General features: G+C 41.5%; 20 protein-coding genes and 1 pseudogene. 6 read left to right on the top strand and 15 right to left on the bottom strand.

The window, feature by feature from the left end; genetic code table 11:
• Window positions 1–41 precede the first annotated feature (41 nt).
• Together ACQKKK_RS19715 and ACQKKK_RS19710 are read right to left on the bottom strand one after the other, a co-directional pair.
• On the bottom strand, window positions 42–911 hold the full coding sequence (locus ACQKKK_RS19715; RefSeq protein WP_427618397.1) for a DUF3298 domain-containing protein: 870 nt from the start codon (window positions 909–911) through the stop codon (window positions 42–44).
• Window positions 896–1,411: an RNA polymerase sigma factor gene (locus ACQKKK_RS19710; protein ID WP_427618395.1), complete on the bottom strand. Its 516-nt coding sequence runs from the start codon at window positions 1,409–1,411 to the stop codon at window positions 896–898. Before ACQKKK_RS19710 ends, ACQKKK_RS19715 begins: the two co-directional genes overlap by 16 nt.
• A 185-nt stretch (window positions 1,412–1,596) precedes the next feature.
• Here ACQKKK_RS19710 and ACQKKK_RS19705 point away from each other — a divergent pair, with 185 nt between their 5' ends.
• Window positions 1,597–3,003: a polysaccharide deacetylase family protein gene (locus ACQKKK_RS19705; protein ID WP_427618394.1), complete on the top strand. Its 1,407-nt coding sequence runs from the start codon at window positions 1,597–1,599 to the stop codon at window positions 3,001–3,003.
• 99 nt (window positions 3,004–3,102) lie between these two features.
• On the opposite strand, the gene ACQKKK_RS19700 is transcribed toward ACQKKK_RS19705, so the two are convergent.
• A complete protein-coding gene (locus ACQKKK_RS19700) occupies window positions 3,103–3,822 on the bottom strand; it encodes a YebC/PmpR family DNA-binding transcriptional regulator (protein WP_427618393.1) in 720 nt (239 codons plus the stop codon).
• Between the two features lie 261 nt (window positions 3,823–4,083).
• Here ACQKKK_RS19700 and ACQKKK_RS19695 point away from each other — a divergent pair, with 261 nt between their 5' ends.
• Window positions 4,084–4,809 (top strand): DUF4261 domain-containing protein, encoded by a 726-nt coding sequence (locus ACQKKK_RS19695; RefSeq protein WP_427618391.1) that lies wholly within the window; start codon window positions 4,084–4,086, stop codon window positions 4,807–4,809.
• Window positions 4,810–4,840: 31 nt separating this feature from the next.
• Here ACQKKK_RS19695 and eutC read toward each other — a convergent pair.
• The 7 genes and pseudogenes from eutC to ACQKKK_RS19660 all read right to left on the bottom strand — a co-directional run.
• A pseudogene (gene eutC, locus ACQKKK_RS19690) lies at window positions 4,841–5,593 on the bottom strand (ethanolamine ammonia-lyase subunit EutC); the annotation flags it as partial.
• 14 nt (window positions 5,594–5,607) lie between these two features.
• A complete protein-coding gene (locus ACQKKK_RS19685; RefSeq protein WP_427618389.1) occupies window positions 5,608–6,972 on the bottom strand; it encodes an ethanolamine ammonia-lyase subunit EutB in 1,365 nt (454 codons plus the stop codon).
• Window positions 6,973–6,990: 18 nt separating this feature from the next.
• Entirely contained in the window at window positions 6,991–8,397 is a 1,407-nt protein-coding gene (locus ACQKKK_RS19680; protein WP_427618387.1) for an ethanolamine ammonia-lyase reactivating factor EutA, read from the bottom strand.
• A gap of 18 nt (window positions 8,398–8,415) precedes the next feature.
• The gene (gene eutH / locus ACQKKK_RS19675) at window positions 8,416–9,687 is read right to left on the bottom strand and encodes an ethanolamine utilization protein EutH (protein WP_427618386.1); all 1,272 of its coding nucleotides are present in this window, start codon (window positions 9,685–9,687) and stop codon (window positions 8,416–8,418) included.
• 148 nt (window positions 9,688–9,835) lie between these two features.
• Entirely contained in the window at window positions 9,836–10,420 is a 585-nt protein-coding gene (locus ACQKKK_RS19670; RefSeq protein ID WP_427618384.1) for an ANTAR domain-containing response regulator, read from the bottom strand.
• Between the two features lie 9 nt (window positions 10,421–10,429).
• Window positions 10,430–11,803, bottom strand: coding sequence for a histidine kinase N-terminal domain-containing protein (locus ACQKKK_RS19665; RefSeq protein ID WP_427618382.1), 1,374 nt, complete (start codon window positions 11,801–11,803; stop codon window positions 10,430–10,432).
• 357 nt (window positions 11,804–12,160) lie between these two features.
• Window positions 12,161–12,295, bottom strand: a complete 135-nt coding sequence (locus ACQKKK_RS19660) for a hypothetical protein (protein ID WP_427618380.1) — start codon at window positions 12,293–12,295, stop codon at window positions 12,161–12,163.
• Window positions 12,296–12,379: 84 nt separating this feature from the next.
• Here ACQKKK_RS19660 and ACQKKK_RS19655 point away from each other — a divergent pair, with 84 nt between their 5' ends.
• Entirely contained in the window at window positions 12,380–12,499 is a 120-nt protein-coding gene (locus tag ACQKKK_RS19655) for a DUF4023 family protein (RefSeq protein ID WP_061465287.1), read from the top strand.
• 47 nt (window positions 12,500–12,546) lie between these two features.
• On the opposite strand, the gene ACQKKK_RS19650 is transcribed toward ACQKKK_RS19655, so the two are convergent.
• From ACQKKK_RS19650 to brnQ, 4 genes are all read right to left on the bottom strand, one after another.
• Window positions 12,547–13,245: a TrkA C-terminal domain-containing protein gene (locus tag ACQKKK_RS19650; RefSeq protein WP_427618378.1), complete on the bottom strand. Its 699-nt coding sequence runs from the start codon at window positions 13,243–13,245 to the stop codon at window positions 12,547–12,549.
• A gap of 213 nt (window positions 13,246–13,458) precedes the next feature.
• Window positions 13,459–15,375, bottom strand: a complete 1,917-nt coding sequence (locus tag ACQKKK_RS19645; RefSeq protein ID WP_427618377.1) for a vWA domain-containing protein — start codon at window positions 15,373–15,375, stop codon at window positions 13,459–13,461.
• 15 nt (window positions 15,376–15,390) lie between these two features.
• Window positions 15,391–16,257: an AAA family ATPase gene (locus ACQKKK_RS19640; RefSeq protein WP_427618375.1), complete on the bottom strand. Its 867-nt coding sequence runs from the start codon at window positions 16,255–16,257 to the stop codon at window positions 15,391–15,393.
• A gap of 377 nt (window positions 16,258–16,634) precedes the next feature.
• Window positions 16,635–18,005, bottom strand: coding sequence for a branched-chain amino acid transport system II carrier protein (gene brnQ / locus ACQKKK_RS19635; protein WP_427618373.1), 1,371 nt, complete (start codon window positions 18,003–18,005; stop codon window positions 16,635–16,637).
• 362 nt (window positions 18,006–18,367) lie between these two features.
• Here brnQ and ACQKKK_RS19630 point away from each other — a divergent pair, with 362 nt between their 5' ends.
• Entirely contained in the window at window positions 18,368–18,934 is a 567-nt protein-coding gene (locus ACQKKK_RS19630) for a sugar O-acetyltransferase (RefSeq protein WP_427618371.1), read from the top strand.
• A gap of 44 nt (window positions 18,935–18,978) precedes the next feature.
• Here the strand turns inward: ACQKKK_RS19630 and ACQKKK_RS19625 are convergent, their stop codons facing one another.
• On the bottom strand, window positions 18,979–19,623 hold the full coding sequence (locus tag ACQKKK_RS19625; RefSeq protein WP_427618369.1) for an SDR family oxidoreductase: 645 nt from the start codon (window positions 19,621–19,623) through the stop codon (window positions 18,979–18,981).
• Between the two features lie 348 nt (window positions 19,624–19,971).
• Between ACQKKK_RS19625 and ACQKKK_RS19620 the strand changes: the two genes are divergently transcribed.
• On the top strand, window positions 19,972–20,235 hold the full coding sequence (locus ACQKKK_RS19620; protein WP_427618368.1) for a CD3324 family protein: 264 nt from the start codon (window positions 19,972–19,974) through the stop codon (window positions 20,233–20,235).
• A gap of 163 nt (window positions 20,236–20,398) precedes the next feature.
• Window positions 20,399–21,034: a FusB/FusC family EF-G-binding protein gene (locus ACQKKK_RS19615; RefSeq protein ID WP_427618366.1), complete on the top strand. Its 636-nt coding sequence runs from the start codon at window positions 20,399–20,401 to the stop codon at window positions 21,032–21,034.
• The last annotated feature ends 173 nt before the right edge of the window (window positions 21,035–21,207 follow it).

The following is a 21,207-nucleotide window of genomic DNA, read 5'->3' as shown; positions in this document are numbered from 1 at the left end:
CAAATCGCTCCTCATACATATAAGTTTAAATAAATAAGTTCTTAGTGAATATATTGATCCCCAACAAGAAGATCTGAAATAACCTTGGTCGGGATCGTAAATTCAACAGCACCCATATATCCTGGTGCTGCTTCATAGCTGTTAAAAGCGATCACAAGCTTGCCATTTTTGTTAATATAAAAGTTTTGTTTTGCATCAATACCTTTAAATTCAACAAATTCATCATCATCCACCCAATATATTTTATTGGGGTCCTCAGCCATTTGCTGCTTCATCTGTTCCTTAATATTTTCGTTTATTACCTGAAGATAGCGGTCATCTTTAAACAAGCTATTTAACGTTAATAGCACTTCATTTTTCTTGTCAACTGTATCAAATTGGCTTTCTGTAGAACTGGAAGCAGAAATCTTGTCGGTATAACGCTGGACGGATAATATCGTGTCATTATCGGTCAATATCTTATATCCGCTTTCGACTGAGATATTTCCATTTTCTCCTTCCTTCAGAGTAGACATGGAGTCCGTGAATTCCTTATAGAGCTGTTTGCTTTCCGCTAAGTATTTATCATTTAAGCTATTTTCTAGATGTTTATTTTCCAGACCTGAAATAGCTGGTGTTTTAATAACTGCTGAGGAATTATTTTCTTCTTTGTTCCATTCAATGAATGTAATCACTTTGATGACTTTTTCCACTATCGGAATGACGCTCATTGCTTTCGCCACTGCCGGGCTTATGTTTACGGAAGCTGTCACAATCAGAAGCGCTGCAGCCGCTGACACGAGGATATTCCTTCCAACCCTTGGCTTCTTCCTCGGCTTTTCATTCAAGGCTGCTTGAACGACATCTTTCAATTCTTTAGGGATCGGTGTTTTAAGATACTCTTCCCGCAGATCTTTTAGTTTTTTTTCCATTTTTTCGTTTCCTCCCGTTCAGTCATGTTGATCCGCAATAGTTGCAGGGCTTTATATAATCTTGTTTTAATCGTGCTTACATTCTCTTCCAGCACTTCCGCTATCTCTTCCAACTTCAGGTCTTCAAAGAAACGAAGAACGACTACTGTTTTATACTTGACCGAAAGTCCTTCCAGGGCCTTTTGCAAATCCAGGTCGGGGTAGTGATCTTCCTCTCCGCTGCGTAAGTATTCTATTGTTTCGTCATCGGCGACTGTCAGCTTCTTTTTCTTTCGCAAAACATCAAGTGACGTTCGGACTATGATCTTATATAACCAGCTATCTATAGAAGCAGTGTCTTTTATTTTGTTGCTGGAGGCAAGCGCTTTTCTAATCGATTCCTGCACGATATCTAGCGCATCCTCTTGATTTTTGACATAGTAAAAAGCAAGTCTGTACAAATTTTCTTGCCGTTCGGTTATCCGGGCCGTTATTAGTTGATTCATATCTAGATTTTTCATTGCATGCTAGAGCTCCTTACATTTAAATTACGTATCCTAGGTACAAAGGATAGACGCTCGACGGGCTTTAAAAGTTTGAAAATAGCTAAAGAAAAATTTCCATATAAAAAAATGAAATTTTTTACAAACTTTTAAGGCTTTTGGCGCGTCTATATAGTAGAATGATTATCGAGGTGGAATGCAACATGAAGAAACTAAATTATAAAAAAGTCTTTATTTTTCTATTTTGTCTAACAGCTGCAGTGGGAACGATGGGGTTAGCCATCAAAAGCCTTGCTTTTGATAAGAAGAGTACCGTTTCAGCCTATACAAACGATAAAAATTACCCAGAAGCTGATATTCAAACGTATTTGAAAGATAATACGAAAGGCGGTTATTCTGCCAGCAGACCCGTTCTGCATTTAGAAAATATCGACAAGCAACTAGAAGCTTACATAAAGAAAGAAATTAAGGATTATGAAAAGAAATGGAAAGCATCCGACGGAGAAGCATCCGAGCTTAACCTCACATACACAATCCTCCATTTCAGCAAGCAGACCATTACCATTTCCTTCGATAAATATGAACAAGTGGAAGGAAAGAAGCAGTCCGAATCTCGGATCTTCACTTATGATATTCCATCTCAGCAAAAGCTCTCTATAGAAGACATCTTTGCCACGGATACTGATTATTTATCCGTTTTATCCGATATTGTTTTAGAAGAGTTAACTGGGAAGGAAGAAGAAGGCATTTCACAGAGTCTTATTAAAAAGGAAAACAAACTGAAGGCGGCCAACTTCGATTCTTTTTCAGTCTTGAAAAATACGCTTGTATTCTACGTTAAGACTGATGATTCAACTAAGACACATACAATAGCCATCAAGAAGGAACTTTTTAACGATAGTTTGCTAGATTCATATCAAAGTAAAGAATTGAATGAGGATCGTGTAAAGGAATGGCAGCCGAAACATATCGTCGCTAAACTTCCCGTGCAAAATGAATGGATTGACCCATCAAAAAAGGTCATTGCCTTGACGTTCGATGACGGGCCACATCCAATTCACACCATGTCCATTCTTGAAGACCTGAACAAGTATGATGCACACGCGACCTTCTTTGTGCTTGGAAGCCGCGTACAGCACTATCCGGAAGTTCTGCAAAAAATGCTTGAACAAGGAAATGAGATCGGCAACCATTCATGGGATCATCCGCAGCTGACTCGCTTAAGCAAGAACAAAATCAAGAGTCAAATCGAACAGACCCAAGAAGCTGTAGAAAAAGCTACAGGTGCTGAGCCAAGTCTCGTCCGTCCCCCATATGGAGCGATTAACAGTAATGTGCGTGAATACATGGAGGATATGGAAGTCACACTCTGGGATGTCGATCCCGAAGATTGGAAAGAACGCGATGAAAAGAAAATCGTAAGCAAAGTGATGAGTAAAGCCAAAGACGGCAGAGTCATCTTAATGCATGATATCTACCAAACTAGCGCCCAGGCTGCAGGAAAAATCATCAAACAACTGCATGACAAAGGCTATCAGCTGGTCACTATTTCGGAATTGGAAAAGGTAAAGAAAGACCGTGAACTTTCCGGAATCGTCATAAATGAATAATCAAAAGGAAAGAGCCTGTTTCATCAACCAAAACAGGCTCTTTTGCATCAGATAAAATAAGCAGGCCTTTGATCATATAGCAAAGGTCTGCCCGTTTTTTCATTCACCAAGATCTACATTATGATAAACTTGTTGCACATCTTCCAAATCTTCCAATGCATCAATCATCTTTTCGAATTGTACCTGTGCATCTTCTGGAAGGGTTAGGTCATTTTGTGCAAGCATCGTCAGCTCTGCCACTGTAAAATCGGTGACTCCCGCATCCTTGAATGCTTGTTGTACAGCATGGAATTGTTCAGGTTCAGCATAAACGATGACCGCTTCTTCTTCTTCAATGATGTCACGTACATCAACATCCGCTTCCATTAACAGTTCAAGCACATCATCAGCCGTTTTACCTTCAATCCCGATGACAGCCGTTGCATCGAACATATAAGCAACAGAACCGCTGACACCCATATTCCCGCCATTTTTCCCGAATGCGGCACGTACATCAGATGCCGTTCGGTTCACATTGTTTGTCAATGCATCCACGATGACCATTGATCCATTTGGACCGAATCCTTCATAACGAAGTTCGTCATAGCTTTCTTCCGAACCGCCTTTAGCCTTTTCAATCGCACGGTCAATGATCGCTCTGGGAACATTGTACGTTTTGGCACGCTCAAGCACGACCCTTAACGCCTGGTTGGATTCCGGATCTGGTTCACCTTGTTTCGCCACTACATATATTTCCCGTCCGAACTTAGCATAAATCCGACTTGTGTTTGCATCTTTTGACGCTTTTTTTTCTTTAATGTTATTCCACTTACGGCCCATTATAAACACTCTCTTTCATCATTGAATATATACGAATAGATTATTAAGATACTGCCCCACGAGAAAACCCTTTACGGGAATCCTTTTGAAGATAGGCTATACGTTTACTAGATTATATTATACATCAATTGTATAAGTTTGAAAAAGTCCTGTACATCCCTCACTCGCATTAACCGGCGGCTTGGCGCTATATATTAAAAAATGCTATGGTGAACTTCAAGAGTGGTATAGTATGAAGTGATCGGAAAGGAGAGATGATTCATGACGGAAAACCAAATCATCATCGGGATACCCGGAAAGTGGAAGGACAGGGCAGAATTGATTCAAACGGTCGCTTCCCAAAGCGAAGGGTATCTGTTAGCCGGGAATATTTTTCATAACAAGGATAAGAACATAACTTTTCAGGCAGAAATCCAGGATTATGAACCCACTTTAAAAGAGACCTTCTCTTACGCTAGTAAAGATGCCTTTTCAGAGAGTTTATTAGCGGAAATAAATGAACATACCTTTACCGTTTATATAATAGCCGATATATCCGATATGGGAAATGTTACGGACTTGATCGATGCTGGGGCAGCAATCCTTAGGGCAGGCGGAATGGCAGTGAAAATAGAAACAGCTGGCATTGCGCATTCAAAGGAAGATTGGCAACAGCTTCATCAAAGCCCCGATATTCTCTCGGTATATGCCCATTTTGCCACGATTATCGGAGAAGAAGATTATTATTGTTCATTCGGAATGAAAGCTTTTGGTCTTCCAGATGCCGTGACACTTAACACAATGAGTCCGAAAGAGGCGGCTTCCCTACTTAACACATTTAATTATTACCATCTAGGTGAACGGCCTCTCTTTACAACTGGCGAAACCTTTAGCATACAACAAGATGCCCCCGACTTTATATTGACGGGCCTTCGGGACTTTAGATATGAAGAAGACCATCCCTTCTACAACCCGTTTGGATTGTGGAATTTAGGGACAAGTAAATAGAGGAGCGATGCGCTCCTCCTTTTTTATTTTTTCAACCGAATTTTTCACTGTTTTCCCCTTCATGTTCTTTCTTCACGAGTGACATGCCGCTCGCTTGGTATTTAAGAATCTTTTGAATGACCGTTCCAAGATGTGCACCCGCTTCAACTGGCGGGATGCCTCCTTTATGAATGTTGGAAATGACCATCCTCTCTGCTTCAATGATGCCCAAACAAGGTTTATAGCAAATATAAGCGCTTAATGATTCCGCACTGACAAGACCGGGCCGTTCGCCGATCAACAGGACAATGACCTCAGGCCTAAGGATTTCTCCAATATCATCCATCACGGCAACACGGCCCTTTTCAATATAGAACGGTGTACCTGCATCCAATTTTAACCCTGCCAAAGATTGTCTGAAAGATAAATAGACGTCCTCCACATTCTCTTCGATCGCCTTGGCACTTAATCCATCGGAAATGATGATTTGAACCGTTGGAGCCTTTATGCATTTGGCTTCGATTATCCGCTTTGCTTCATCCGAAAGCTTCCTACCATAATCCGGACGCCGTAAATAGACTTCCTTATCATCGGCCTTCGTTTTCACCTTGAATAAATCCAAGCGTTTCAATAGAGTTTCACTGACTTCACCATAAACAGCATCAACGGCCGCCGCATGGTCAAAACGGAATTTCAGCCAAGAATCCGTTTTAGGACGTGTCCCCGATCTGCCTATCCCTATCCGGGCAGGGGTTTTCGCTATCAAGGCATCCAATTCTTCTTTATTATTCGGATCTTTCATTCCCATATCATCCACTCCTAATGGTTAAATATAGTTGGATCACCGGCACGCTTCGTTAACTTGCCGTTTTCCAGAATCCCCATCTTCTCCAGCCAAGCTTCATATAATGGGGCAGGCCGCTTATCCATCGTTTGTCTCAATGTCGCTATATCGTGATAACTCAAAGACTGATAGTTTAACATGCAGTCATCCCCCATCGGAGTTGCGATGATGAAATTCACACCAGCCGCTGTTAAAAGTACACCCAGGTCCTCGATATCATTCTGATCCGCCTTCATATGATTCGTATAGCAAATATCCACTCCCATCGGCAGACCATGCATCTTTCCCATGAAGTGATCTTCCAACCCGGCGCGGATGACCTGCTTGCTGTTATATAGATATTCAGGTCCGATGAATCCAACGACCGTATTGACAATGTACGGATCAAAATAGCGGGCAAATCCATAGTTCCTGGCTTCAAGCGTCACCTGATCGATTCCGAAATGCGCTTCCGCCGATAGCTCGGAGCCTTGCCCCGTTTCAAAATAAAGATGCTGCGGACCTGTTCCGGTCCCATGGGCCTTTGCCACCTCGTTGGCTTCTTCGAGCAATTGAACGTCAATTCCAAAAGAACGATTGGCCGCTTCCGTTCCGGCTATGCTTTGAAAGATCATATCAGCAGGCGCCCCCTGCTGTACGGCCTTCATTTGAGTGGTCACATGCGCAAGCACACAATTCTGGGTCGGGATGTTCCACTTCTGGATTACGTCCTGTGTCGCATGAAGCAGCCGCTTTACACTTTCGACTGAATCATCAACAGGGTTGATTCCAATGAGAGCATCCCCGATTCCATAGGAGAGACCTTCTTTCAAAGAAGCGAGCATGCCAGCCACATTGTCGGTCGGGTGGTTAGGCTGAAGGCGCGAGGCAAGCGTTCCCTTGTATCCAATCGTACTATTATTCTTGGTGAGCACTTCGACTTTATTGGCAGCATGGATAAGGTCAAGGTTCGACATGATCTTGGCTGCAGCAGCAATCATTTCACTATTCAACCCCCTGCTTATTCGCTTTAAATCGTCGCCTGTCGTTTCGTCACTCAAAATATACTCACGAAGCTCGGCAACGCTCCAATTCTTCACAGATTGATAGATGGTTCCATTGATGTGACCATCTATGATCCGTGACACTTCATCCTCTTCCGGGGAGAGTAGTGGATAATTCCTAATGTCTGCCAAAGTCAATTCGCTAAGCACACCTTTCGCCGCAATCCGTTCTTGGACAGAATCCGCTGCAATTCCCGCAAGCCTATCTCCTGATTTCTCTTCATTCGCTTTTGCCAAGACTTCTTTCAACGATTTGAATTGATGGATTTCCCCAAAGTATTGAGTAGATAATTTCATCGTATACTCCTCCGTTTCTTAGTTGTGGAAGGTCAGTGTTTTTACGACAACCGGAACGACCCCTGTCCGCAGCAGCTTTCCTATATCTAAATAATCACCATGTTCCACTTGTGTCTGATCAATGCAGATGACCGGCAAGTCTGGTTGGTTCGCTAGAAATGTTTGACCAAGCACCTTCCCATAATCACTATCCATGACAATTATCAGGGGCTGCTGCTGATTTGGTTTTTGCTTCAACGCCTCGGTAAATTCGGCTGAGAGCTGCTGTATGTCCCGAAATGATAGATAAGGCAAATTCGTTAAATAAAAGGCAAAATTCAGTCCCTCCTTTAGTGGATCGTATATCGTTATCGCATCCTGAACCGATTGTGCCATTATCCCGGTTCCATCATCCAGCACGCCTTGAAAATCGATGCGGTAGACTGGGATATTACGGACTGGGAGATGAGAATCATTCACCTCGATGGTAGCTCCGCTAATTTCAGTTGTATGTGTGCCTGCTCCTAGAACAGTCGCCCGAACTGTTTCAACGGGCTGTTTCCACTCCCATGCAGCCAATACTTCATTTTCCTTTATAGAGGTTGCAAGCATCATGCCGATATCCTGAAAGCGTTTGTCCATCCGTTCTTCATGATAGATGCAATCACTGACACCTCCCGAGAACATCAACCCCTCTATTCGTCCTGTCCAAGATGGCTCCTTCCCGACTAAAAGAAGTTCATCTTCTTTTGTGTATGAACCAGCCAAAAACCTCGAAAGCACCTTAGACATTTCATTTGCGATGATTACCCCATCAACATTCAAAGGTGAATACCCTTTTGATTTCAGCCATTTTCCTATTGAGGGAGCAACCTTAACCTTCGCTCCCTCCCATTCCACCAAACGGCCTCCTATATGCAGTGTGCAAGTTCCGCAAAGCATACCGGAACGGTATACGGCAATATTCGCCGTTCCCCCGCCAATATCTATATTCGCTATAGTCTTACCTGTCTCGATCGAATGTTGATAGGCACCAGATCCCTTTGCGGCAATGATTCCCTCCAAATCCGGACCAGCTGCCGCTACAAGGAATTCCCCTGCCGCTTTGGATAACCGGTATACCATTTCTTCTGCATTTTGTTTGGTTGCCGTTTCACCTGTGATGATGACGGCCCCTGTTTGTATGTTTTCCATCGTAATCCCGGCTTGATGATATTCACTTTCCACCATTCTTTGAACAGCAGGTATATCAATTACCGTATCGGATAAAAGCGGGGTCTTGAAAATGGGACTTCGATACAGAATTTTCTTATCGGTAATTTCTATTTTTGGCACCTGTCCGCCACCCGCCACATTCCTAAGCGAAAGCTCACTGATAACAAGTTTTGTCGTACTAGTGCCAATATCGATTCCTGCACTGATGATTCGTTCCGCCTGTTCATTCATTAAATTCACACCTCAGTTTTACACCACTTGGATTTCATCGCTTTCTTCTTCCTGGTTTTTCGTTTTATATTCATTTATGCCGATGACTCCCGCTGCACGATCTTTTTCTTCTAATTCCAAAGCTTTCGGAACGGACAGCCAGTAAGCAAGACCGATTCCAATAGCGCCGGCAGATAGCTTGCCTACTATGACGGGTAAAATTAAGGATGGCTGAAAGTTGGCTGTGAAAGATAAATGATCGCCTAATAGGAAAGCTGCACACACAGCGAAGGAAATGTTTATGACCTTATCCTTCGGCGGCATATCTTTAACAAGTTTGAACATCGCCAATATATTGGCTACCGTGGCTAATATCCCTGCACTCCCCGCTTTGCTCAATCCGATTTTCCCGCCCATCGCTTCAAGCGGCTTGCCTGCATATTTTTGAATCAGGTAAATCATTGGAAAAGCACCTGCCAGCATAATCCCGATATACCCCGCCGTTTCCAGGGCACGGAACTGGTCCGCCTTATCGGCCATGATGGGATGGAACCCCCAAGCACCAAATACATTGGAAAACAGTCCGGTGAAAATCTCCACGATTGAAACCACGAGTACAAGTTTAATCGCGGCATCCAATATTTTCCCAAACCACATGAACCCTTTGATCATCAAATCCGGCAGGAAATAAAGACCTAAAGCAAGCAGCACCACAAAAATAAGAAGAGGAGAAAGATTCATGGCAATTTTCAAATAGCTCAACGCGAATTCGTGTGTCGAGTCCGCATTCGTGGAAATCACTTCGCGAATTTTCGAATTCGTTGCCACCACTAGCACGCTTGAGATAAAGGCGCCAATGGGAATCGTCAGGATCCCTGACATGACACCAAGTGCCATATATTTATGATCACGCTTCTCTAGCATGGCAAGCCCCATTGGAATCGAGAATACAATCGTTGCTCCAGACATGAATCCGACAATCATCGCCATGATCCAGCCTTCATATGATTCCTGCAGCTCGGCCGCCAATTGGTAACCGCCCATATCCGTTGCCAAAATCGTTGTTGCAGCGAGGGCGGGATCTGCACCGATCGCTGCGAAGATCGGGCCGCATACTGTATCTATGAACCATGATAAATAAGGGATTGAGGCCATGATTCCAGCTGCCGGGATAAATATATGGCCAACGGTATGCAAGCCTTCCATGAACTGTTTGCCCAAGCCTTGCTCACTGTCTTTAATCGATGCCAAAGCACCGACAACGGCACACACCATAATGATATAAATAACGAATTTACCTACCATCTCCATACATATTCCCCCTGAATTTACGATTTGATTTGGCCTATCGACTTTTAAAAAAGGGTATAAAAAAAGACGCCTTTTATAGCCCAAACTTTGGTTATTTCAGTAGAATTGCCTACCTACAACCAATTTGGTCCATCAAAGCGCCATTGCTTCATCTATTTACTTGTTTTTGATCCTTTGTAACGATTAGGCGTGCCACTGTCTCCATGGAAAGCTGCTTATCCATGCTTAGCTTCCTCAGCTTGTTGTAAGCGGTTTCTTCCGATACATTCTTCCTTTTCATGATAATCCCTTTTGCCTTTTCAATGACTTTACGATTTGTGAGCGTTTCATCCAATTGGGCATTTCGTTCCTGATACTTTTTTGCATTGGCTGCTTGCAGTAAAGCTATCTCCACTGCCGGAATCAAATCCGCCTCCGTTATTGGCTTTACAAGATATCCTACGATATTTGCCCGTTTCGCCTCGTCGATATATTCACGCTGGCTGAATGCAGTTAAAAGCAGGACCGGTATCTGAAAGGTATTGGAAATCACCTCGCTAGCCTTAAGCCCATTCATTTTAGGCATTTTTATGTCCATCAAAACGAGATCCGGCTGCAGTGCATGTGCCAATTCAATCGCCTTCTCGCCGTCACGTGCATGTCCAACCACATCGAAGCCTGCATCCTTAAGCATAATCGTTATATCAAGGAGAACGATCGATTCATCTTCCACGACCAAAATCCTCTTGACCACGTCCCCCACCTACCCCTTGTATGGAAATCTTACAGAAGCCAGGGTACCACCTTTAATCCGATGGATCGAAAACTCCCCATCCAAATCATTTTCCACCGTCATGCGGATGATATCCAGCCCCAAAGAAGGTTTCACTGCCGGCGAATATCCGATGCCATCATCCTTAACTTGAATCTCCAATTCAGAACCATCCTTTTGAAAGCATACGGTAATCTTCCCTTCCGTTCCTTCCATGAAAGCATGCTTCACACAATTATGAATGAGCTCATTCACCACCAGCGCGACGGAAATGCCAATGTCGGAATCAATGGAATGAAGCTCCCCCGTATATTCAATGCTTAGGAAATTACGGGCATGATCCTCCGTACAAATAATCATATCTCCTATTTTCTTAATGAGCTCCAATAAATCAACGTGATCGACATGTCTGCTTGCCAAAATGATTTCATAAACCGACGATATGCTTAACACCCGGTTCAAACTGACTAATAAATGGGGCTTGCTTTCTTCAGGGGCCCCTATCCTCATTTGCAGCCTAAGTAAACTGGCAACAGTCTGCAAATTATTCTTCACCCTATGATGAATTTCACGAATGGCTACTGACTTGCTAATCAGCTCTCTCTCTTTATCCCGCAGTTCGGTCAGATCCCGGATGATGATGAACGTTTCATTGGAATTCTTGTTGCCTAAATGGAACTTCTTTATTTGGAAAATCTTTTTACCAATGTTCATTTCCATCATTAAAATCTCTTCTTTTGAAGCAAGAACATCGGCAAAGCCAGGAAAATACTTTAAAATGGGGTCCCCTAACACACATTCGGTCAAACATATTTCCGTTACTAAATTAATGGCGGCAGGATTCGTATAGACAAGTCGGTTCTGGCTATTAATCAGGAAAATGGACTCTTCGATAAATTCAGGAACTAAGGAATTTTGTTGATCTTGCCTCCCAAACTGATTTAACGTTTCAGGTTCTTCTTGAATCACCTTTTCCATGATCAAAACGGCTATGACCCGATTGCATTCTCCCTTGACCGGAACGACACTTTGCTGGACCATAGCTCCCTCTTGAGTCAATGCCCGATTCACGAACATGTCCTTTCCGGTCCGCAATACATAAAATACTGCCGGCTCAAAAGCCTCATAGGCAAATTTCCCGACAACCGGATGATCATAAACCGATTTTACGGAATGTGCGCATGCCTCTGCCACGACTACGGCATGCTTCCCTTCAAGCACCGGACAATCAATAAAGACATTCGCTTTATTCAAATTGGCTATCAACGATAAATTCGCAGACAGGTTTTCAAGAGTTTGAATATCCTTGTCCAGTAAGTGAGTATGCATCTCACATAATTCTCGGACAGTAGTTGTCCGTTCCATAGGCAAAACCCCAATAAACGTTTATTCATGGATATTATTATTGATTATTATAGTTACCTCCCTTATTTTTGTCAATATTCAAAATATTCAAATGTTATGTATTCTAACATTAGATAACGATATTTAAATAGTATTCAATTTCATGGCCGCCCTTGCATTAGCAGGAGTCATCTGGCAAAATTGGGTCCACTTTTACCTGCCCTTGTTTTTTATCTGGTTCCTCTTAGCTAGCTCTATCTTATCATCGCTCAAACAAAAACGTTCATCATTAAATTGCTTAGTTGAATGACAAACAATTTAATTTAAACGAAGTCTCCATTTACCCTAACCGACTGACCCGTAACCCATTGGGCTTATTTACTCACTAAAAAACGAAACCACATTGGCAATGTCGATCCTGCCCTCGACCTCTATATATTTCAAGACTTGTGTTTCATTTCTTAGTCCATATAATACCAACTGCTCCCTGCCAAAAGATTTAAAAATATTCACGGAGTCAGTTGTCCCCTTCCATACTCATGAATTTCGTCTATTCTGGTTATAGTAAAAAAGAAAATAACGGAGGAGGTACATTCCATGAAAAGTTCAAAGGAATTTGTTGAAAGCATTCAAGAGCAGCAGAAAAAGGAAGAAGGCAATTTTCGCCGGCAAGGTAACGGCAACCCCGCGCAGAAATTACCGAATAAAAAACATTAATGCCCATCACCAAAAAATCCCCGCCTTATATTAAGGCAGGGATTTTTTCATTCCGATGTACCTTTTTTCTTCTTCATCACTTCGATTTCTTTTGAAAATGCATCTTCTATCTCCCTTTTATCTCCATACAAAAGGAGGTTATCCCCTAATTTAATTTTATGCTCATATAACTCTTTCCTGATTATCACTTCTCCGCTTTCAATAAATAAAATATTGATGTCCGCTCCATGTGGTATGACATCAAACGCTTTGACATCTATGAATTCGGAGTCCTCATAAATATCAATCTCCATGACCACGTCTTCATCTTCTAAAAATAGGACATCTTCTATCGGATGTTCCCATAATTCATAATGATTGTACATCTCACTGCGCATCTTATTCGATATTCTATTATTCAGGAATGGAGTTTTCACAAAAATGGCTAAGGCCACCAATATTCCAATAATGATGCTTAACTCCATCAACCGAAGGTCATCTGTAAGCAATGTACTAATCGATGAAATGATGACAGCAAGTGAGAAAACACCAAATAAAATTAAAAACATGCTTATTTTCCTTCGAACGGGATGATCAATAATGGATTTAGACTCGTCAGTTGTAAAACCAGTACCTGTCAGCATGGAGATAACCTGAAATCTGGCTACAGTGCTTTTTAATCCAGTCAATTTCAACAAGGTAACCGATATTTCAATAACAAGAACAATGATTATAAAATAAAGTAGCATAAACACTAAATTCATCATAAAGATCACTTCCTCATTTATGGTTTACCCCAATCCCGGCAAAGAAATCGCAATTGTTCTTGTTTTTATTTTCAAGTTTCCCATCATTCACTTACTGCGAAGATGGCATGACAAACAAAAAAACACAGTAAGATCCAAATCTGAATCCTACTGCGTTTCTTATTTATAAAACAGGATCTACAACTTCCAATTTCATTATGATTATGTTTCATATCAAATGGTCTTCAGCAGCAGTTTTTTTAACAGCGGTGTAAATTGTTCGGGTAATTCAGCTACACTCGGAATCATTAACCGTTCTTTTCCATAGATGTTTTTCATCGTCATTTCTTCACTTTCATCTACACTGCCATCCGCTAAAAACAAGCCTAGGACTTCTATTCCTTTTTTCCTTGCTTCTGTTACGGCAAGATGTGTATCGACAATTCCATTTTGATCATAATCGCTTGCTGCCGGCTCACCATCGGAAAATACGAGCAAGAAACGGTTTTTTTCACGTCTTTTTTCCAATTCCATTGTGGCCACCCTGATACTGTATCCGTCCCGGTTGTCTTCCTCCGGTTCAAGCTGCATGATTTTCGCTCCTGAATTCAGATAAAAAGAATCGGAATGGGACTGGATTACATGGAAGTAATTCGGCTGATATCCTTCTCTCACTTCATTTGCATCTTCCCAAAATCCTACGATCGAGTGAGGAATCCTTAATTTTTTCAGCACTTCATGAAACAGGACGACTCCCCGTTTCGTTTCATCCATTTTGTTATGCATTGAAGCCGAGCAATCGATAAGCAATGTGAATACGGCATCCATTTCATTTGAATCCTGGTTCTTTTTATAAAAGACCCTTGGATTTTCTTCAAGTACAAGCGGCAGTAATTTCTTCGATAGACGGCCAAATACCAAATCTTTTCTTGGTGCATTCTTTTTATTTTCCAATGTCTTTTCAATTGTACTGGAGAGTTTTCTCTTAAACGGTTCGATATCGGCAACAAACTCACGGTAACGTTTCTCCTCAGTAAGTGTTGGTATTTTGGCTTCTTTAATTACCTGGACGACGTCTTTATTTTCTTCACCAAATGGATGTTCACCACTTTTGCCAATATTCGTTTGTTTCTTCTCTAGCGTTTCCTGCTGATTGTATTCCTTTTGCTGACTTTCCCCTGATGAGCCCTGAATCGAAGCCAGTGCTTGGTCGGCATCTTCCGCTTCACGCGCACCTCCGCCCATCAGATTTGTTTTCGTTCCTTGCTCCAATTCAAATTGAAGAAAGGTCGAATTATTCTCGCCGTTCTTATTCTCTCGATGCCAAGTCGAGAACTTTTCATCAATGAACTCACTTTTTTCTTCGTCTACATCTTCTGTATCATCGTTCAACAGTTCATCATTTCTAGTCAGTTCATCAAATAAGGTATTTGCTGTATACTTCTCCACATTTGCAATGGGGAAGATGAAATATTCATTCATCGTATCATCGTATCCATCGTTCACACGGAAAACGATTTGCTCGCAAATCCTCGTGATATCACTGGTTTTAGTGGCTTCAAAGACAGAATGGATGAACGGTTTGAGTTTCTCCAGTTCTTCCAGCTGCCGTACATTGGCTCTAGGAAAAATCGGATCAGGCCTGTCAGATTGAAGCAGTAAATATATGAGGCAGTATAATTCATCCAGTGCAAAACTTCTGGTGACATTCGTTGCTAATTGGCTTTCGAAATATTGTTTAAGGTAAGCCCTCCTTACCGAAAACCATTTTTTCGTGCCTGGCCTTTCCTTCTTCACCAATTCTTCCAACCGCAAGTCTTCCAGTATAGCGAATAATTGGGCTGCAAACTTCGGAAGCGAACTTTCCCCGATTATGTCCTGATATTCCTTCATGTTCTGGATTGTTGAATGATGCAGCGTACCTATCGTTCTAAGCAGCACATCTGTTTTCAGCCCGGCTTCCTTCACTTCCTTATTTCCGTTTTCCCAAAAATGGCTGGCTGTTACCTTATTCTCGATCAAATCAATGAAAGAGCCATAATTGTATTCGAACTCCAACTCAGGAATGCCGGATAAGACAGTCGAGAGATCCTGCAGCTGTAAAAAAAGGGCCGTATCAATTATTGAATCATTGAATCGGATATACTTCATGAGGCATTCTCCTAGTTAGAATAATGTGTCAGCCAAGTTCTTCACAAACTCACGCTCCCGTTCCTCGTCCAACTTATCCACAACGGAACGGAGAATTGCCCGTTTAGGCGGGATCAATACACTCAGATCGCAAGCATCGAGCAAAGCCCGGATCGATGCCGCATCTTCAGCCACTTTTCCTTGATTCACGGCGTTTATCAAATCACTCGACAGTTTAACGAACAATTCTATATTTCTTGGATCTTTCAGCTTTGTATTGGTTTCTATCAATTGCTTTAACTGCTCCCCTTCGATATAAGGAACTTCGATTACAACAAACCTATTTTTTAGAGCTTCATTCAGCGGCACTGTACCGACATACCCTTCGTTGATTGCAGCAATTACATTAAAGCCATCTTTTGCAGTAATGACTTCATTCGTGAACGGATTCGTTATCGTCCTTCTGTAATCAAGCACCCCATTGATAAGCGGAAGTGTTTCCGGTTTCGCCATGTTGATTTCATCTATATATAGGAAATGACCGTGAGTCATCGAATTGATCACAGGCCCAGGTACGAATTCTATCACCTGTTTTTCATCTTTATAAGCCAACGTCTTGAAGCCCAATAAGCTTTCGGCATCCAAGTCGACTGAGCAGTTGACACTGAACATCGGCTGGTTGAATAAATTAGATAATGTCTCGGCAAACTTTGTTTTCCCTGCCCCTGTCGGCCCCTTCAAAAGGATATTCTTCCCCATGCTTAAGGCAGTGATGGCATCTACCATCAACTCGATCTCGGGAGGCAGATACCCGCCGCTCCTGATCAATTCCTCAAATTGAGCAGGATTTTTTTTATTTGCTTGTAATATATTTGCGATTTCTAATGGTAATCGATTAATCATTATGTCCCTACACCCCTTTCTGAACATTTTAAGGCTCTTTCCCATTAAAAACAAACACTAAGGAAAAGAGCTGTCATCAAGACAGCTCCAGTTTATAGACAAACTCGAAGTAACGCAGTTTTTTTATTTAAAAAACGTTCCAGTTGATTTCAGAAATAAAGTTTCTTCAATCTTTTCAGTAAATTAGACTATGAACTAGTCCCAGTCCAGCCTAAAGTTTTTCTAAAATTCAAGTTGATTGGAACGGGTGCGCGGGACTCCGGGAAAAGCGAGTGCCTGGAGTGGAAATCAACAGGCCCCTCAAAAAAACAGTAGGCAAACTCAATTATTATCGAGTTTGCCTCCTGTTTAAAGAGCTGTCATCAAGACAGCGCCTTTCATGATTTGAAGTTCATTCTCATATAGTTAATGAAGACCTTAATAGGCTTCCTCAGGGTCGGTTTCATCAAGCTTATCATATAGCCCAATAAACCGCCGATTATGGCAGGAATCACCCACCCTATCCCCACACTATATAGTGGAAGGTATTGGTTGAAAAGAACCGAAACAGTTTCCATTTTAATTCCTGATGCTATTAATCCATCCATTGTGCTGATGATGGCCGTTAATAATAAGCTTACTAAGTATACCTCCGATTTCCCTTTGAAAAGGGAATGGAAGAACGTTAGCACAATCAAAACGATCGCCACGGGGTAAAGCGCCGTTAATACAGGCACCGTAATGGAAATCAGCTTGGCCAAACCTACATTGGCAACAGCCGCACTAAAAACGGAGAAGATGACGACAAATGATTTATACGAAATAACAGGCAGTATTTTATTGAAGTACGTAGAACAAGCCGTTATCAACCCAATGCTTGTAGTTAGACATGCTGCGATCACAATCAATCCCAATAACACTGCACCGGCCGATCCGAAAAAATGATTGGAGGCTTGAGCCAAAACGTCTCCGCCATTATCCAGTTGACCCAGTTTTTCCACACTTGTCGCTCCGACATAAGTCATGGCCGTATAAACGATCACCAACAAAGAAGCGGCTATTATGCCGGCTTTTATACTTAAGCCTAACACTTCTTTTCTTGAAGTGATTCCCTTATCTTTGATTGTATTAATGATAATGATCCCAAAAGCAAATGCAGCCAGTGTATCCATTGTCAAATACCCTTCTTTAAATCCTTTAAAGAAAGAATTATCTGAATAATCTGCCGATGGTGACTGAATTTCACCCATTGGGCTAATAATTGCGACCACAATGAGGATCCCGATGAAAATCAATAATAATGGTGTTAATATTTTTCCGACAACATCCAGCATTTTTGATGGATTGATGGATAATAAACAGGCAATTCCAAAGTATATGATCGTGAATATCAGCAGTGGTAAAAAACCGACGTCATTGGAAAGGAAAGGTTTTATCCCTATTTCGTAAGATACACTACCCGTTCTCGGAAGAGCGAAAAGCGGTCCCAATGATAAGTAAAGAACGACCGTGAAAATGAGGCCGAACAAAGGGTGTGCCCTGCTTGCAAGCGATTGGACATCATTTTCTCCTGAAAAACCAAATGCCAATATTGTAATGAATGGCAATCCAACCCCAGTAATGATGAATCCTAAACTAGCCGACCATAAATTGGTCCCAGCGGATTGACCGAGCATGGCAGGAAAAATTAAGTTTCCTGCACCAAAAAATAAGGCGAAAAGCATTAATCCTGTAATAATAATAAAAGAAAGTGGTGCTTTCTGTGACATAATGAGGCCTCCATTGTTTTGATTCTCTTAAACGAAGAAAAGAGTTGTCCATCAATTTCCGATAAAGGTGAAATGAACTTCTGTCTACTCTATCTATCTGTTAACATGTACCTACATGAAACTATGAATTACACATAACTCTTCTTACTATAAAATCCGATTGAAGGTTTGTCAAAACTATTTCATTAATTATTCGGAAAAATCTTTCTTTTCTTACTTCTTATTATGAAAATGAGTGAGGCATTTAGATTCAACAGGAAATTTGAGTAAAAAGTACTGCAATTCATTTTGCGAATAAAATATTCTAATATTCAGTTATTTTTTTATATCTATATAAAAACAAGAAAAAAGGAGAAGGAAATATGATTACTGAAAAAGAAAAGATGGTGAACGGGGAACCTTATATGGCTGCGGATCCAGAATTAATAAGGGATAGGGAAAATGCGAGAAAGTTAACCCGGTTATACAATCAGACAACCGAAAATGAAGGGGATGAACGAACCGCACTGCTGAAACAGCTTTTCGGTTCCATTGGAACAAATATATATATTGAACCCACTTTTCGCTGTGACTATGGATATAACATTACTGTCGGGGAAAACTTTTATGCTAATTTTGATTGTGTCATATTGGATGTTTGTGAGGTAAAAATTGGCAGGGACTGCATGTTGGCTCCCGGAGTGCATATCTATACTGCCACACATCCGCTGGATCCCTTCGAACGCTGTTCTGGAGTGGAATATGGAAAGCCGGTTACGATAGGGGATCATGTATGGATTGGCGGAAAGGCCATCATCAATCCTGGCGTTACAATTGGGAGTCATTCCGTCGTCGCTTCAGGGGCCGTCGTAACAAAAGATGTTCCTGATGGGGTTGTTGTCGCTGGAAACCCAGCGAAGGTCATCAAGCAAATTGAAGGAATTGAATAGCAGAGCTCACCTCGTCCTTGAGTGGCCCTGCCTCCATTTGTCCGTTAAATATTCCTTAATGCTTCCGCTATCACAGTATCCCCAGAGATTAAATCGAAAGAACGCTTGTAGGTATTTTCCTCGGTCAATGAAGCAAAAATCGTTCGAGCCACATCTTCCCGTGAAATCGAACCCCTTTCCAATTCTTCAGCGGCAGTCACTTTGCCCGTTCCCGGTTCGTTCACAAGCCCGCCAGGCCGAATGATAGTAAATATTAAATCGCTATGTAACAATGCCCTATCCGAATAGTGCTTGGCCACATAATACGGTTTGATTGCTTCATTCCAGTTTTCGCGATTATTGGCCTGAAAAGCACTCACCATGATAAATCGGTCGATTCCCAAATTTTCTGCCGCTTCAATCGTTTTAACAGCACCATCCAGATCAATCAACAGCGTTTGATCAGCTCCGGTGCTTCCTCCGGATCCCGCTGTAAATACGATGGCATCACAGCCTTTTGCCGCATTCGCAATCTCATCCACTGATCCAATTAAGCTGACGACTGCAGATTCAATTCCATTTTTCTCAAAATGTTTCCTTTGTTCTTCTTTACGAATCATTGCCCTTACACTATGATCCGGGCTACCTTTTAATAAATCTACTAAGTGTTTACCGATCTGCCCATTTGCCCCAACTACGAATACTTTCATAAAGTCAGCTCCCATAATGGTTAGTTTGGTTACAATTCAAATTATTTCATGTACTCAGAACATTATCAAACAATCAGCCCGTCATACATTGGAAAAAGTTTGGCAACCACCTATATATATTTTATAATAATGACAATACGTGTTCTTTAGGGACATAAAGGGGAGGTGTAAAGATGGCAATAAGAATATTGATGCCACCTTCTGCAGCGTCTCATGCAAAGCCTAGTGTTGGAGGCGATACTTTGCATGGGGTTAAATTAAGCTAAACTTAATCGCCCGACTTATCATTTCTAATATTTGGCTTTGCACCTTATTTCATTCTTAAAAAAGAATAAGGGGCTGGCAGAAATGAAATATATAAAAGCAACGGCCGTTTTGCCTGAAAAGCTGATCGTTGAAATTCAAAAGTATGTACAAGGAGAAACCATATATATCCCTAAACCTGAAAAGGCCCACCACAAATGGGGAACCTGTTCGGGATCAAGGGAATTGATCGATGACCGAAATGCCTCTATCAAATATGCATTTAATGACGGGCATAGCATCCATCAATTAGCCGAAGAACATTTTCTCTCCGCGGAAACCATAAAGAAAATCGTTTATTCTAAATAAGATTGCATGAATAGCACTGATAGTGATATCAGTGCTATTCATATGCCGAGTATGTTTCTTAGTCGTTTTCCCCCTTTTAATGCAGGTGCGATTTCTGTAAAGTAATAAATAGAAACGGGTATCATGTGACAAGTATCGCGCATCAGAAACAGGAGTGAAGAAAATGGAACCTTTTATCAGAAGCGAGCAGTATAACTTCATTAAATCACAAACACAGATTCTCATAAATGGACACGCGACCGCCAACGATAAGGATGTGATCCACACCCTGAAAACAGTCGCAAAAGAAAGAGTTTTAAGCTTATTCAATGACTTGAGCGAAGAGCAAAAACAACTTCTGGATCCAGTGGATACCATTAAAGATCCCGCACAAGCCGAAATCTTTCTCTTACAGGTAAAACCCTTTGTGATCCCATTTAAAGAAGTAACCGAAAAAACGATAAAAAAGTTATTTCCTAAGGCAAAGAAATTAAAAGCGCCTTTGTTGGAAAACATGGATTTGAGAGAGATTTCATATTTGGGATGGGATGATGTCGGATCCGGAAAGAAATTCATCATTGCCCACAGGCAAAATAAACTCACCGGATTGCACGGAACCATTAAACCAGCCAACAAAAAAGGGATTTGTGCCATTTGCAGCCGCTTTGAAGAAATAGGGATGTTTATGTCTGAAACAAAAGGAACCGTCCAAGGGACATTCATAAAAAAAGGGAATTATATTTGCCTGGATAGTATGAAATGCAACCAGAACATAACCACTTTAGATAAAATGAATGATTTCATCGAGCGCTTGAAATAGTACGGAAAAGCAATCCTTTATAGCGAAGGATTGCTTTTTGGCGTTTGGACTTTTACTCATGAATTTCGTATCCTCGTAAGTTTTGGTGCTTTACTCGATTAGTTTTAGTGTCTTACTTGTGAGTTTTGGCCTTTACTCGTGAGTTTAGTGCATTTACTCGTGAGTTTTGCCCT

The organism is Peribacillus sp. NPDC006672, assembly GCF_050274955.1.
Taxonomy (GTDB): Bacteria; Bacillota; Bacilli; order Bacillales; family DSM-1321; genus Peribacillus.
Note: the sequence above shows the minus strand (reverse complement) of the source record. Positions and strands in the feature narration are given on the sequence as shown.

Bases quoted from the DNA above. Each gene is read 5' to 3' on its own strand.
- ACQKKK_RS19710 (WP_427618395.1), bottom strand. From the start codon at position 1,411: ATGAAAAATCTAGATATGAATCAACTAATAACGGCCCGGATAACCGAA.
- brnQ (WP_427618373.1), bottom strand. From the start codon at position 18,005: ATGTCACAGAAAGCACCACTTTCTTTTATTATTATTACAGGATTAATG.
- ACQKKK_RS19715 (WP_427618397.1), bottom strand. From the start codon at position 911: ATGGAAAAAAAACTAAAAGATCTGCGGGAAGAGTATCTTAAAACACCG.
- ACQKKK_RS19645 (WP_427618377.1), bottom strand. From the start codon at position 15,375: ATGAAGTATATCCGATTCAATGATTCAATAATTGATACGGCCCTTTTT.
- ACQKKK_RS19630 (WP_427618371.1), top strand. From the start codon at position 18,368: ATGATTACTGAAAAAGAAAAGATGGTGAACGGGGAACCTTATATGGCT.
- ACQKKK_RS19695 (WP_427618391.1), top strand. From the start codon at position 4,084: ATGACGGAAAACCAAATCATCATCGGGATACCCGGAAAGTGGAAGGAC.
- ACQKKK_RS19665 (WP_427618382.1), bottom strand. From the start codon at position 11,803: ATGGAACGGACAACTACTGTCCGAGAATTATGTGAGATGCATACTCAC.
- ACQKKK_RS19685 (WP_427618389.1), bottom strand. From the start codon at position 6,972: ATGAAATTATCTACTCAATACTTTGGGGAAATCCATCAATTCAAATCG.
- ACQKKK_RS19640 (WP_427618375.1), bottom strand. From the start codon at position 16,257: ATGATTAATCGATTACCATTAGAAATCGCAAATATATTACAAGCAAAT.
- ACQKKK_RS19620 (WP_427618368.1), top strand. From the start codon at position 19,972: ATGAAATATATAAAAGCAACGGCCGTTTTGCCTGAAAAGCTGATCGTT.
- ACQKKK_RS19655 (WP_061465287.1), top strand. From the start codon at position 12,380: ATGAAAAGTTCAAAGGAATTTGTTGAAAGCATTCAAGAGCAGCAGAAA.
- ACQKKK_RS19625 (WP_427618369.1), bottom strand. From the start codon at position 19,623: ATGAAAGTATTCGTAGTTGGGGCAAATGGGCAGATCGGTAAACACTTA.
- ACQKKK_RS19650 (WP_427618378.1), bottom strand. From the start codon at position 13,245: ATGATGAATTTAGTGTTTATGCTACTTTATTTTATAATCATTGTTCTT.
- ACQKKK_RS19680 (WP_427618387.1), bottom strand. From the start codon at position 8,397: ATGAATGAACAGGCGGAACGAATCATCAGTGCAGGAATCGATATTGGC.
- ACQKKK_RS19705 (WP_427618394.1), top strand. From the start codon at position 1,597: ATGAAGAAACTAAATTATAAAAAAGTCTTTATTTTTCTATTTTGTCTA.
- eutH (WP_427618386.1), bottom strand. From the start codon at position 9,687: ATGGAGATGGTAGGTAAATTCGTTATTTATATCATTATGGTGTGTGCC.
- ACQKKK_RS19615 (WP_427618366.1), top strand. From the start codon at position 20,399: ATGGAACCTTTTATCAGAAGCGAGCAGTATAACTTCATTAAATCACAA.
- ACQKKK_RS19700 (WP_427618393.1), bottom strand. From the start codon at position 3,822: ATGGGCCGTAAGTGGAATAACATTAAAGAAAAAAAAGCGTCAAAAGAT.